Source organism: Pedobacter sp., assembly GCF_035566355.1.
Taxonomy (GTDB): domain Bacteria; phylum Bacteroidota; class Bacteroidia; order Sphingobacteriales; family Sphingobacteriaceae; genus Pedobacter.
Map to the genome: position 1 here is coordinate 1 of NZ_DATMRL010000458.1, position 14,065 is coordinate 14,065.

Annotated in this window: 12 protein-coding genes; 9 read left to right on the forward strand and 3 right to left on the reverse strand. The window is 42.8% G+C overall.

What is annotated here, in order from left to right; translation table 11 throughout:
* Positions 1 to 1,898, forward strand: a 1,898-nt coding sequence (gene ligD, locus VNZ46_RS17600) for a DNA ligase D (protein WP_325561348.1), incomplete at its 5' end; no start/stop codon positions are given.
* Here ligD and VNZ46_RS17605 read toward each other — a convergent pair.
* Both VNZ46_RS17605 and VNZ46_RS17610 read right to left on the reverse strand, forming a co-directional pair.
* Positions 1,895 to 2,131 carry a hypothetical protein gene (locus VNZ46_RS17605; protein ID WP_199081365.1) on the reverse strand — a complete coding sequence of 79 codons (237 nt, stop codon included), beginning with the start codon at positions 2,129 to 2,131 and terminating at the stop codon, positions 1,895 to 1,897. The two genes, ligD and VNZ46_RS17605, sit on opposite strands and share 4 nt — an antisense overlap.
* A gap of 34 nt (positions 2,132 to 2,165) precedes the next feature.
* Positions 2,166 to 3,074 (reverse strand): hypothetical protein, encoded by a 909-nt coding sequence (locus VNZ46_RS17610; protein ID WP_325561349.1) that lies wholly within the window; start codon positions 3,072 to 3,074, stop codon positions 2,166 to 2,168.
* A 182-nt stretch (positions 3,075 to 3,256) separates the two neighbouring features.
* Between VNZ46_RS17610 and VNZ46_RS17615 the strand changes: the two genes are divergently transcribed.
* Positions 3,257 to 5,713 (forward strand): glycoside hydrolase family 2 TIM barrel-domain containing protein, encoded by a 2,457-nt coding sequence (locus VNZ46_RS17615; RefSeq protein WP_325561350.1) that lies wholly within the window; start codon positions 3,257 to 3,259, stop codon positions 5,711 to 5,713.
* Between the two features lies 1 nt (position 5,714).
* On the opposite strand, the gene VNZ46_RS17620 is transcribed toward VNZ46_RS17615, so the two are convergent.
* Positions 5,715 to 6,515 (reverse strand): hypothetical protein, encoded by an 801-nt coding sequence (locus tag VNZ46_RS17620; protein WP_325561351.1) that lies wholly within the window; start codon positions 6,513 to 6,515, stop codon positions 5,715 to 5,717.
* A gap of 182 nt (positions 6,516 to 6,697) precedes the next feature.
* Here VNZ46_RS17620 and VNZ46_RS17625 point away from each other — a divergent pair, with 182 nt between their 5' ends.
* The 7 genes from VNZ46_RS17625 to VNZ46_RS17655 all read left to right on the forward strand — a co-directional run.
* On the forward strand, positions 6,698 to 7,507 hold the full coding sequence (locus tag VNZ46_RS17625; protein ID WP_325561352.1) for an alpha/beta hydrolase family protein: 810 nt from the start codon (positions 6,698 to 6,700) through the stop codon (positions 7,505 to 7,507).
* A gap of 296 nt (positions 7,508 to 7,803) precedes the next feature.
* Positions 7,804 to 9,894 (forward strand): nitrite reductase, encoded by a 2,091-nt coding sequence (locus tag VNZ46_RS17630; protein WP_325561353.1) that lies wholly within the window; start codon positions 7,804 to 7,806, stop codon positions 9,892 to 9,894.
* Positions 9,894 to 10,682 (forward strand): uroporphyrinogen-III C-methyltransferase, encoded by a 789-nt coding sequence (cobA, locus tag VNZ46_RS17635; RefSeq protein ID WP_199077606.1) that lies wholly within the window; start codon positions 9,894 to 9,896, stop codon positions 10,680 to 10,682. Before VNZ46_RS17630 ends, cobA begins: the two co-directional genes overlap by 1 nt.
* Before the next feature lie 12 nt (positions 10,683 to 10,694).
* Complete coding sequence (locus VNZ46_RS17640) at positions 10,695 to 12,158, forward strand: TSUP family transporter (protein WP_325561354.1); 1,464 nt, start codon at positions 10,695 to 10,697, stop codon at positions 12,156 to 12,158.
* 4 nt (positions 12,159 to 12,162) lie between these two features.
* Entirely contained in the window at positions 12,163 to 12,870 is a 708-nt protein-coding gene (locus VNZ46_RS17645; RefSeq protein ID WP_325561355.1) for a phosphoadenylyl-sulfate reductase, read from the forward strand.
* Between the two features lie 10 nt (positions 12,871 to 12,880).
* Positions 12,881 to 13,786 carry a sulfate adenylyltransferase subunit CysD gene (gene cysD / locus VNZ46_RS17650; RefSeq protein WP_325561356.1) on the forward strand — a complete coding sequence of 302 codons (906 nt, stop codon included), beginning with the start codon at positions 12,881 to 12,883 and terminating at the stop codon, positions 13,784 to 13,786.
* Positions 13,786 to 14,065: GTP-binding protein (locus VNZ46_RS17655; RefSeq protein ID WP_325561357.1), on the forward strand; the 280-nt coding region annotated here is incomplete at its 3' end. The genes cysD and VNZ46_RS17655, both read left to right, overlap by 1 nt.

Consider the following 14,065-nt stretch of genomic DNA (forward strand, 5'->3'; position numbering starts at 1 on the left):
ACCGTGCTTTGGCTTATCTGAATAAAGGAAAAGTGGAACTCCTGTCTAGGAATAAGAAAAGTTTTAACGATAAGTTTTACCCAATCTATGAGTTGCTGGAGGGCTGGAAGATGAATGCCGTACTGGATGGTGAGGTTTTGGTCTTAAATGATAAAGGGGTTTCTAATTTTGGAGATCTTCAGAATTGGAGAAGTGAGGCGGACGGAGAACTGGTTTATTACGTGTTTGATCTGCTGTGGTACGAGGGTAAGGACCTGAGAGAACTGCCTTTGTACCAGCGACAGGATATTTTGAAGACTATTCTACCGCAACAGGATGACCGGGTACGTTTGAGCAAAGTGTTTGATGCCAGTGGCATAGATTTCTATGCGGCTGCAGAAAGAATGGGGCTGGAAGGAATTATTGCAAAGAAAAAAGACAGTACTTATTCCTACAACTACCGTTCAAAGGAGTGGGTCAAAATTAAGGTGCATAAAAGGCAGGAAGTGGTGATTGCAGGTTACACAAAGAATGCAGATACCCCTAAAGCATTCAGTTCCTTGCTGCTGGGTGTGTACGAAAATGCTAAGCTTCAGTATGTTGGGAAGGTGGGTACAGGGTTCAACGATCAGGTGCAAAAGGAAATGATGGCTCAATTTAAACCTTTAATTACAGATAAAAGCCCTTTTGAAGAACTCCCTGATGTCAATAAACCTTCCAGGTTCAGGCCAAATCCTCCAAAAGCCAAAGCCATCTGGTTAAAGCCGGAACTGGTTTGTGAGGTTGCTTTTTCAGAAGTAACTGCTGACGGCGTATTCCGGCATCCTTCTTTTAAAGGGATGCGTATAGATAAGAAAGCCAAAGAGGTGCTGCGGGAAACTGCTGCACCGAAAGAAGATATTTTGGAAAAGACTGAAAAGATTGTGAAAAAAGAAGCTGCAGAACGGCATCAGGAGGCCATAACACCGCCGAAAAACAAAGAAAGAAAAACACTGCTAAACCCTAAAGATGAAACGCAGGTTCGAAAAGTTTGCGGGCATGAATTGAAGTTCACACATCTGAGCAAACTTTACTGGCCCGAAGATAAGGTGAGCAAACGAGATCTGTTTAATTATTATTACCAGGTTGCGGAATATATTTTACCCTATCTGAAAGACCGGCCTATGTCACTGAATCGCTTTCCGGGAGGAATTCACGGAAAAGGATTTTACCAGAAAGATGTGACCAATACGGCACCAGAATGGGCTAAGACCTTTCCCTATACCACCAGTGAAGGAGAAGAAAAAGAGTATCTGGTCGGTGCTGATGAGGCAACGTTATTGTGGATGGCTTCGCTGGGTTGTATTGAAATGAATCCCTGGTTCAGCCGGGTTGAATCTCCGGATCAACCTGACTACTGTGTCATAGATCTGGATCCGGATAAGAATACCTTTGATCAGGTCGTTGCTGCAGCGCTCGAGGTGAAAAAGGTACTGGATGCTATCAATGTGCCTTCTTTCTGTAAAACATCCGGATCAACCGGCATGCATATTTATATTCCTTTAGGAGCCAGATACACCTACGATCAAAGTCAGATGTTTGCCCGGATCGTTGTGAATCTGGTCAATAAGCAGATACCGCAATATACCAGTCTGGAAAGAATGGTGGCTAACCGAAAAGGAAAGATGTATCTGGATTTTTTACAAAACCGGCCGGGAGCAACTATCGCAGGCCCATATTCTCTGCGCCCTAAACCAGGTGCCACCGTGTCTATGCCACTGGATTGGGATGAAGTAAAGCCTGGTTTAAAAATGCAGGATTTTACGATTTTCAATGCTGTAGACCGGTTGAAAGCAAAAGGAGACTTGTTTAAAGGCGTACTTGGTCAGGGAATTGATCTGGAGAAAGCCATTCAAAAAGCGAAATCTGTTTTCGGCTAAACGCCTTCTGCAGGGGCCTCATAGGCGTCGATCTGTTTGCCAATCAGGTTAATGATTTCCATCGGAATGGGTTCATCAGAACACCAGCAATTGTTGTTATCGGTGTCTTTATACACCACACCAAGACGGTTTTTGTCTTCATAAACCTCATAGATTGGCTCATAAGGGTCTGGAAACACCAGCAATGTGGTTGTATTTCCTGAAATGTTGATCTGGATATCAAATGGTTCCATAGTTTCTACATAACAATACTGTGCAAAAATGGTTTTACTGGATCAACACACCTGCTATTCCACAGCAGGCCTTCACTAAAATCAATCCATCAATGACGATCAGGTAAAAGAGGATGTTTTTTCGCTTGTTCATGGAATAGGCTACCATTGTGGTCAGTACAAAGGGGACAAGGTTTAAGACCACACTCATCAGCAGGAAGTGTTTGAGGTAGGCAAAAATGCATAAAGAAAGCATTCCAATCAGCAGCAAAGGAATCAATACATTAAAAATAGTTTTCCTTAAGCCCATTCTGACTGTAAAGGTTTTCAGTTCTCTATTGGCATCAATCGCATAGTCTTTCATGTCAAACATGATGGCATTAACCGTACAGAACATCCAGTTTTTAATAAAGAGCCATATCCAGAAAACACCTTCCGCACCATTGATACCTGTTTCGATTCTAAGCACCACCAGTGGTATAATATTGGCTGTACAGGCCCAAACAAAACCAATCACGAAAGGCTTTAACCAACCTGTGTTTCTCAGATTGAGGTTGAAAAAATAGGAAGGGAGCAAACCATAATATAATGCTGCCGCCAGCAAAAGGACGAATACAATGATCCAGTAAATGACTGGAAGATGAAAAATTGCGTAGAAATTATGGGCAAACAGATAGAGGAAGATCAATATACTGGCTGAGCCCAGGATCAATTGGCTCCATTTTACAGTAAACTGATGTTCTGAATACCATTTTGACCTTGGATTGAGATCTGAAGAAAACTTGTTGACCCCCATATAAGCATAGGTGTAGTACACCACGGGCACCAGGGAAATCAGGATATAGTACCATAAAGAGTTGAAGGGCAGTTTAAGCTGAAGGGTAGATTCAATGGTTAACGCGAGAGCAAGCAGGCCAACAAAGTAGTTTCCAAAAAAAATAAATTTTACAATTTTTAATCCCATTTTATTGGCAGCTGTGCATAATTCTCTTTTCGTAAAGAACCTTTGTAATTTAGGAACAAAGCGCCATTATATTGGAATGGAATCCATAAAATATTTTTCATCGCCTAAAAGCAGGTTGTAAAAACTGAATCTTTTGCCAATTTAATAGAGTGTTAAGATTGCACTTTGGTTAACTTTGATCTATGTTGAAGAGAAATTTACTTTTGATCTTACTGATCCTGTGCAGTCCGTTACTTCATGCGCAATCCTCCAAACGACTTATCCAAAACTGGGAATACCTTAAAGGAGATCTTGGGGGGATTTGGGAAGCTGTAAGGCCTGTTAAAGAAGGGAATCCGGAAAGTGTGCCTGTTTGGGAAAAAGTAACTCTGCCGCATTGTTTTAATGCACATGATGCTGTAGATCCCGATGTAAATTACTATCAGGGACCTGGCTGGTACCGCATCTTGCTGGACGTGAACAATCCTTATGCAAAAGGGCGGACCTTGCTTCATTTTGAAGGTGCGGGGCAGAAAACAAAAGTCTATCTCTATACGACTAAAGTAGCCGAGCATACGGGTGGCTATGATGAATGGACCGCCGATCTGACCGAGGCTGTTGATGCATTTAAAAAAAGACCAGAATTTCAGGCCCAGTTTAAAGGTAAGGTTCCGCTGATCATCCGTTGTGACAATTCGAGAGACCTGGAAATGATTCCTTCGAACCTGTCAGATTTTAATGTATACGGAGGTCTTTACAGGTATGTAAACCTGGTGTATACACCGGCCATATCTGTGGATAAACTGTTTGCTCATGCTGAGGTAGATGCAAAAGGGGGGAATGGTAAATTGGATATTAAAGCCAGATTATACCATCCTGATCAGATCGCTTCAGTAATGGTTAAGATTAATGTGAAGGATCCTTCAGGGAAAGTGGTTTATAATTTTAGCAAGCAATTGAACACCTTCAAAAGCGACTCTTTGCTGAGCAGTATCGAGGTCAAGTCACCAAAGCTTTGGTCGCCCGATGTTCCACAGCTGTATACGGTCAACTTGAGTATAACAGCAAACGGAGAAACGGTAAAAAAGGAGGAAAAGATAGGGTTCCGGAATTTTGAGTTTGTGAAAAAGGGACCATTCATGCTGAATGGCAAGCGACTGCTCCTGCGGGGAACGCATCGTCATGAAGATCACGCTGATGTCGCCGCTGCGATGACCGAAGATATGATCCGGACGGAAATCAAGATGATGAAAGAAATGGGCGTAAATTTTATCCGTCTGGGCCATTATCAGCAATCCAGAATTGTACTTAATCTGTGTGATAGCCTGGGGATCCTGGTCTGGGAAGAAATTCCATGGTGCAGGGGAGGCTTGGGTGGCCAGATCTATCAGGACCAAGCTAAAAGAATGCTGACCCATATGGTAGAACAACATTACAATCACCCTTCTATCATTATTTGGGGAATGGGAAATGAGAATGACTGGCCGGGCGATTTCCCGGAGTTTGATCAGCAGAAAATCAGGGCTTTTATGAAAGAACTCAACGATCTCTCACACCATCTGGACCCTTCCCGAAAAACAGCCATTCGCAGGTGCGATTTCTGCAGGGATATAGTGGATGTCTATTCTCCCTCTATCTGGGCAGGTTGGTACCGTGGAAATTACACAGAATATAAAGCGGTAAGTGAAGAAGAATTTAATAAAGTAGATCATTTTTTGCATGTGGAATGGGGAGGGGACAGCCATGCCAGACGGCATTCGGAGAATCCGGACAATGCCTTAAGCAAAATTAAAACTGGTGGTGGAGCAGATGAACGTGCCGGAGACGCTTCACTTTATGGTGGTGCAGCGAGGGTATCTAAAGATGGTGATTGGAGTGAAAGTTATATCAGCAATCTGATCGACTGGCATTTGAAGGAACAGGAAACCATGCCTTGGTTAAGTGGAGCAGCTTACTGGCCGTTTAAGGATTTCTCTACTCCGGTGAGGCCAGATAATCCGGTTCCTTACGTCAATCAGAAGGGGGTTATAGAAAGAGACTTCACAAAGAAAGAAGCTTTTTATGTTTTTCAGTCTTACTGGACAACCTTACCTATGGCACATATTTATGGCCACAGTTGGCCTGTGCGCTGGGGAGAGGAAGGAGAAGAGAAAATGGTTAAAGTATATTCGAATTGTGATGAGGCGGAACTATTTGTGAACGGCAAAAGTTACGGTGTTAAAAAGCGCAACAGTCAGAATTTTCCGGCTGCAGGTTTGCGCTGGCAAGTGCCCATGGTAAAAGGAAAATATACCTTTAAAGTGGTTGCTAAAAAAGGAAGAACAACAGTCACTGACCAGATTGAACAGGAATATCAAAGTGATAAATGGTCTAAACCAACGAAAATCGTTCTGCAAAAAACAGGTGAACAAGATGGAATAGCCACACTGGAGGTTAAAGCTTTTGACTCAAAAGGCATACTTTGCCTGGATGCGATAAACCTGGTGGAATTCTCTCTGACCGGCGATGGCAGTCTGATCCAGGATCAGGGAACATCAACCGGTTCCAGAAAAGTTCAGCTTTATAACGGCCGCGCCATTATCCGGGTAAAGACAAATGCAGGAAAGAGTGTGGCAGGTGTCAAATCTGCAGGTCTTCCAACCGCTTTTGTAAACTTATAAATCAGGGGAGGATTTTGTAGGTCAGGATAAAGGTGGTTGTCAGGCTTCCTTCCAATAAATTTAGTTTTGAGGGTTGGCTTTGTGAATTGTATTCATAGCTGCATGTATAGCCTTTCTCAGCGGATATAGCGGTTTTACTTAATAAATTGCCCGCGACCGAATAGAACAGGAATTTGTACTGGCTTTCTATACTAAACAGGAGCGCATTTGGAACAGCGTTGCACAAACCCTTTTTTTGATCATAATTGCAAATACTGATCTCGGATTTGAAAGAAGGCTTTTCAGTTTCGATACGGATCAGATGATCCTGCTGATCATAAGTATAGATCTTATGTTCCAGTAACTGATCATGCAGGTCAAAAGTGCTGACTTGTGCGACCCTGTTACCTGAGTCATATCCGATCAATAGGTGACCAATAGGCGTAAATGCCGGGCCGTTTACCTTAAATTGATTAATGATATTTACCTTGCCAGTGGCGTCCCGGAAATAATCGGATGAATAAACAAGCTGGTTGTTTTCATAGCTTTCAAAGCCGGAGGCCAATTTGTTCTTATTGTATTTGATCTGCTCTTTTCTGCCCGTATTGTCTTCTACAGTAAGGAGCAGATTCGAATTTTCAAGGTATTTCAGTTGTATTTGCTGTTTGGCAGATTCCAGCTTCACCGGAATAAATAGCTGACTATTATTTGCAGGGGGATTGATGATTGGTGTCTCTTCCGAAGATGTAATTTTTCTGCAACCTGTTTCCCAAAAAATGATCACCGTTAAGGCGAATAAAGTGGTTTTTATTCTAAAATTCATGATGAAAAGGATTAGTTCCTTTTAAATGTCTTCTTTGTTTTTACAAAAAAAAATTAATCACCTAAAAAAGAACGTAATTTCTCAAATAGGTATAAAATGTCCTTTAATGCAGGTGGTTTAATGCTTTTTTTCTAAAATTTGAAGCTATTTTATATCTTAACCAAAATAAACCGCACCTTGCCATGAACAGACTATTTGGTACATTATTGCTGATTTTTTTAACAACATCATTGTGGGCCGCAAAGGTAGACACCGCACTCACCTACAGTCCTTCGATGACAAAAACTATCAAAGCCGTAGTTATTTTGCCAGATGGGTATGAGGTGCAGTCCCATTTTCCGGTACTGTATCTCTTGCATGGACATGGGGGAAGTTATAAGGACTATACCAAGAATATTCCTGCCATTAAAGATGCTGCTGACCAGTATCAGATGATCGTGGTTTGTGCCGATGGAAATGTGTCCAGCTGGTACCTGGACAGCCCGGAAGACTCCAGCTGGAAATATGAAACCTATGTGAGCTCCGAATTGGTGGGCTGGATGGATCAGCATTACAAAACAATAGCCTCTCCAAAAGGAAGGGCTATTACCGGACTGAGTATGGGTGGCCATGGTGCACTTTCTCTGGCGATTAAACATCAGGATGTTTTTGGCGCTGCCGGAAGTATGAGTGGAGGGCTTGATCTGCGACCTTTCCCTGACAACTGGAACATCTCCAAACGTTTGGGTAATTATGCTCAATACCCGGAAAGGTGGGCTGCAAACAGTGTAACCGAGATGCTGCCCTTGCTCAGCAAACATCAACTGTCTTTGATCATAGATTGTGGAACAGACGATTTCTTTTATAAGGTTAACCTGAAATTTCATGAGAAGCTGCTCTATAATAATATCCCCCATGATTTTATTATCCGCCCGGGCAGCCACAACTGGGATTACTGGTCCAATGCCATCACTTATCAGCTGCTTTATTTCCATAAGTTTTTCCAAAGTTAGACACTGCCCGGTTTTTCTATTGTAAAATTCGGATGGCTTCCTTATCCTACAGTAGCCTGTAATATAGGTTTATAGCCCTTTCTGAAAAATATATAAAATAATTTCACCTACAAAGACTATATATTCTATATACTTTATATATTTGTACTATGAACAAAACAACCATGATTAAAAACGTTATGATGTTCCTGTGTTGTAAGCGCAGTGCTTAAGGCTGTTATGGGGTATAATATATAAGAACTTCTTCGGTCTAACCAACGGGGAAGTTTTTTTTTAATCAAAAACTTAGAATAAACATGCAAAGTTTTAGAACAGAACTTGAAAATCCTGTCGTAGAGCAGGATATCATTGATCTTGAAAAAAAGATCCGTCTCTTCAGGGAAGGTCTTATCCATGATGAAAAATTCAGGAGCCTGCGCCTGGCCAGAGGGATTTATGGCCAGAGACAACCTGGGGTGCAAATGATCCGCATTAAGCTCCCTTTTGGTAAAGTCACTTTCAGGCAACTGCTGAAAATAGCTGATGTAGCCGATGAATATGGAAGTGGTAACCTGCATTTGACCACGAGGCAGGATATCCAAATGCACTATGTAAGCCTGGACAGAACGCCAGAGCTTTGGGATCAGCTGGAAAGAGATGACATCACCTTGCGTGAAGCTTGTGGAAATACCGTCCGAAATGTAACCTCGTCACCAGATTCTGGTATTAATCCGGAAGAACCTTTTGATGTTTCACCCTATGCACATGCGGTATTTTCTTATTTCCTGAGGAATCCGATTTGCCAGGAAATGGGCCGGAAGATTAAAATTTCCTTTTCTTCTACAGAGAAAGATACTGCCTTCAGCTATATTCATGATCTGGGGTTTATTCCAAAGATTAATGAAAAAGGAGAACGCGGGTTTAAGGTGTTGTTTGCAGGAGGTTTAGGGGCACAACCATTTTTAGCCCATCCGGTACATGAGTTTCTTCCGGAAGATCAGATCATTCCTTATACAGAATCTGTATTGCGTGTATTTGACCGCTATGGAGAGCGAAACAACCGGAATAAAGCCCGTTTAAAATATCTGGTTCAGAAGCTTGGACTGGATGAAGTGTTGAGACTGGTAGATGAAGAACGTACCGCCAATAAATCCAAAAGTTTTAAAATTGATCTGAATACCGTTCCTCTACCTGAACCGCCACCAGTTTTAGAGGCTGAAGCAACAGAAGCAGAAGGCACACCAGCCTATCAGCATTGGCTGGCTACCAACGTGTTTGAGCAAAAACAAAGAGGTTTTTACGGGGTCTATATTAAAGTAAGGATTGGAGATATCCGCACCTTCATGGCCAGAGAACTCGTAGCTGCCATACAGCCGTATGTTGCCGACGAGATTCGAATTACGCAAAATCAAGGTTTGCTGCTGAAATTTGTACGCAAGGAAGCTTTGCCGGTTTTGTTTGAAAAGTTAAATGCACTGGGCTTTGCTGCTCCGGGTTTTGACAGCATTGCAGACATTACCACCTGCCCTGGAACAGATACCTGTAACCTGGGCATTTCCAACAGTATGTCGCTTGCGGCCACACTGGAAGAACTGGTTTATGAAGAATACCCTCATTTAATCTATGATAAAGACATCAAAGTGAAAATCAGTGGCTGTATGAATTCCTGCGGTCAGCATGGTCTGGCGCATATAGGTTTTCATGGCAGTTCAGTTAAAGCCAACGGCAAAGTGGTACCTGCCGTTCAGGTGATGTTGGGCGGTGGAACAGTAGGAGACGGTGAGGGTAGAGTATCGGAGCGTGTGATCAAAGTTCCTTCAAAAAGAGCAACCTCTGTTTTAAGAGTTGTATTGGACGATTATCACAGCAATGCGGAGGAAGGAGAAACTTTTCATCAGTATTACGATCGCTTAACCAAAGACCATTTTTATCAGTTACTGAAACCACTGGCTGATCTGACCAATCTGAAAGATGAGGAATATGTTGACTGGGGGCATGAAGAAACTTTTGAAACCGCTATTGGCGTAGGCGAATGTGCTGGTGTGGTGATCGACCTGGTTGCGACCCTTTTATTAGAAGGAGAAGAAAAACTGGGCTGGGCAAGAAGATCTTATGAGGCAGGTGCCTGGGCAGATGCCATTTACCATACGTACAGCGTTTTGGTGAATACTGCAAAAGCCTTGTTGCTGGACAAAGCAGTCAACAGTAGTACACAGGCCGGAGTGATCCGTGAGTTTGATGCCAATTATGTAGACAGCGGAGAAGTACAACTAAACGGCAGTTTCAGTGACCTGGTACTGCAAATCAATAAGAATGAACCGACTGAACAATTTGCAACCACTTATCTGGAGGCTGCAGAAAGATTCTATCTGGAAATGAAAGCAAAAAGAGAGGGGGCGTTTCAATAATGATCACACAAAAAACCGGGTTCAAAGAACCTAAAATTACTTTAGTTGGTGCAGGTCCGGGAGATCCGGAACTGATCACGATGAAAGGAGCCAATGCACTGAAATCAGCAGACGTGATCCTTTATGATGCTTTGGTAGATGAAGCGATTCTGGATTACGGACATGCAGATGCGATACGGATCTATGTTGGTAAAAGATCAGGAGAACATTCCTTATCCCAGGATAAGATCAATAAACTGATGGTCGACTATGCCTTGAATTACGGGCATGTGGTGCGTTTGAAAGGCGGAGATCCCTTTGTTTTTGGAAGAGGCTATGAAGAACTGGATTATGCAGCCGGATATAGTATTCCTGTACAGGTTATTCCTGGCCTTTCCAGCTCCATTTCCGTTCCAGGTCTTCAACAAATCCCGGTTACCCACAGGGGCTTAAGTGAGAGCTTTTGGGTGGTGACCGGTACTACAGCTTCTGGTGCCATTTCAAACGATCTTTATGAAGCGGCGAGAACAAAAGCGACAGTCGTGGTGCTGATGGGATTGGGGAAACTGAAAGAAATTGTAAAACTTTTTCAGAATGAAGGAAAAAACAAGCTTCCTGTAGCTGCCATTCAGAGTGGTTCAACCGAAGAGGAAAAACTGGCAATCGGAATTGTAGATACCATTGAAGAAATTGTTTTGGAAAAAGGGATCAAAGCACCGGCTTTACTTGTTTTTGGAGAGGTGGTTTCTTTACACCCTTCTTTCCAGCCCATCAAAGATTTTTACAAAGCATTAAAAGAAGAACTCTAAGCAACAGACAATTTGGAAGGTAACCAGTTATTTCCCGTTTTTATTAAGCTAGATACTCTACATACCCTGGTGGTTGGCGGTGGGCCGGTCGGATTGGAAAAATTATCTGCGCTGTTGAACAATAGCCCTTCGGCAAAGATCAGCCTGGTTGCGTTGGAAATCTTGCCGCAATTGAAAGAACTGGCCGTGAAATTTCCAAATGTGAGTCTCAACCAGAGGGCCTTCGAGCTTGGAGATCTGGATACCGCCGAACTGGTTATCGCTGCGACCAATAATGCAGATTTAAACGATCAGATTCGTGCAGCGGCCAAGGAACGTAAGATTCTGGCCAATTTTGCAGACAAACCCGAGCTGTGTGATTTTTATCTCGGCTCCATAGTTAAAAAAGGAGATTTAAAAATTGCGATATCCACCAATGGAAAATCGCCAACGATTGCAAAAAGACTGAAAGAAACTTTAAATGATGGTTTACCCGGCGAATTAAATATAACTCTTCAACAGATGCAGGAACTCAGAAATAAACTAGAAGGCGATTTTACAGACAAAGTTAAGAAACTCAATAAAGTCACTTCCTTATTGGTCGAAGACCAGAAAAGCAGGGCGATGAAGCTGAATTTTAAATGGCTGGTCTGGATCACCATTGTGTTGTCCATCTCTGTTGTCATTGCTGTTTTTTGGCACAAAGAACCAGAGTTTCAAAGCTTCCTGCTCAACCTGAACCCTGTATTCTACTGGTTTTTACTGGGCGGATTTGTTTTTGCGATGATTGACGGCGCTATAGGTATGTCTTACGGAGTAACCTCTACTTCTTTCTCTCTTGCCATGGGTATCCCACCTGCATCGGCCAGTATGGCGGTCCATTTGTCAGAAATCCTGAGTAATGGAATAGCGGGCTGGATGCATTATCGAATGGGTAATGTAAACTGGAAATTGTTCCGTTTGCTGATCATTCCTGGTATCCTGGGTGCTGTAACGGGAGCTTATCTACTGTCTTCACTGGAACATTACAGCCAGTATACCAAACCGCTGGTTTCCATTTACACTTTAATTCTGGGTGGGGTGATTTTATCTAAAGCCTATAAAACGGGTAAACCAACTGCAAAAGGAAAGATCAAAAAAATCTCTTTGCTGGGGCTGTCGGGTGGTTTTATTGATGCGGTAGGCGGAGGGGGCTGGGGCTCTATTGTGTTGTCCAGTTTAATCGCCGGAGGCAGAAATCCAAGATTTTCTTTAGGAACCGTAAAAATCACCCGTTTTTTTATAGCTTCGATGAGTTCTTTAACTTTTTTAACGATGTTGAACGGTGCCCACTGGGAAGCGGTTGGCGGCCTGGTTATCGGGAGTGCTTTAGCAGCACCTATTGCGGCCAGAGTGTCCAATAAGATCTCTGTGAAAACCATTATGGTGGCCGTAGGGATTATTGTAATCCTGGTGAGCTTGCGCAGCATCTTTGGTTTTATTTTAAAATTGTTTTAAGACAATGAATACGTATTTAGCAGATATCGCGAAAGACATACAGGGGCTGGATCCGGTAGCGTCACTTCAGTATTTTGCACAGAAATATCCCGGAGAGATTACCTTTTCCACCAGCTTTGGCTGGGAAGATCAGGTGATTACCGACTTGATTTTCAGGAATGATATTCCAATAGAGGTGTTTACCCTGGAAACCGGGAGATTGTTTCCGGAAACTTATTATGTCTGGAACCGTACCCTGGAAATTTATAAGAAGAAAATTCACGCTTACTTTCCACAAGCGGCATCTTTGCAGGCAATGGTTGATCAGAAAGGACCAAACAGCTTTTATGAGTCTGTAGAAAACCGGAAAGAATGCTGTCATATCCGCAAAATAGAACCCTTAAAGCGGGCCTTAAGCGGTAAAAAAATCTGGGTCACCGGGATCAGGGCTGAGCAGTCTCTGAACCGCCACGATATGAGTAATATTGAATGGGATGAAGGTAATCAGCTGTTAAAGTTTCACCCTGTGTTCAACTGGACATTGGAAGAAATAAAGGCCTATATTAAAGAAAATAATGTGGTGTACAATACCCTGCATGATAAAGGTTTTCCCAGCATTGGCTGCGCGCCTTGTACCCGTGCAGTGAGAGAAGGAGAAGATTTCCGTGCCGGAAGATGGTGGTGGGAAGATCAGTCAAAAAAAGAATGTGGTTTACATGCCACCCAACAATAAGAAATAAGATATGAGTAAGGTTAATTTAGATTATTTAGATGAGCTGGAAGCGGAGGCCATTCACATCTTACGTGAGGTAGCAGGTCAGTTTGAAAAACCAGCTTTGTTATTTTCCGGAGGCAAGGATTCTATTACGCTGGTTCGTCTGGCGGAAAAGGCATTTCGCCCTGGAAAATTTCCTTTTCCACTGGTTCATATAGATACAGGCCACAATTTTGAAGAAACCATCACTTTTCGTGATCAGATGATTGAAAGAATCGGTGAAAAACTGATTGTGGGTTATGTTCAGGATTCCATTGATGAAGGGAAAGTGATTGAACAGACCGGTAAAAATGCCAGCAGAAATGCCTTGCAAACCGTTACTTTACTGGATACGATAGCTAAGTACGGTTTTGATGCCTGTATTGGCGGCGCCAGGAGAGATGAAGAAAAAGCAAGAGCAAAAGAGCGTATTTTTTCGGTTAGGGATGAATTTGGCCAGTGGGATCCAAAGCGTCAGCGCCCGGAACTCTGGAACATTTACAACGGCCAGATCCATAAGGGAGAGAATGTAAGGGTTTTTCCAATCAGCAACTGGACAGAGTTGGATGTGTGGAATTACATCAAAAGAGAGAAAATGGAATTGCCTTCTATTTATTTTGCGCACGAAAGGGATTGTATTACCAGAAATGGCCAGTTGATGGCGGCTTCTCCTTTTTTGAATATGGATGAGGAAGATATCGTTGAACGTAAAAAGGTGCGTTTCCGCACGGTGGGTGACATGAGCTGTACTGCTGCGGTAAGTTCGGATGCGACTGAGCTGGACGATATTATTGCAGAAATCAGCGCATCTAAAATTAGTGAACGTGGTGCCAGAATGGACGATAAAGTATCGGAAGCCGCTATGGAAGACCGTAAGAAAGGAGGATATTTTTAATGAACATATTGAAATTTTTTACCGCAGGTAGTGTTGATGATGGTAAAAGTACCCTGATTGGCCGTCTGTTATATGATACAGATTCTATCCTGGCCGACCAGCTGGAAGCATTGCAGGCCAGTAACCGCAAAAATGACGATGGTACTATTGATCTGGCCATCTTAACAGATGGTTTGAGGGCAGAGCGGGAACAGGGTATTACTATTGATGTCGCTTATAAATATTTCCAAACGGAAAAACGGAAGTTTATTATCGCTGATACCCCTGGTCATATCCAGT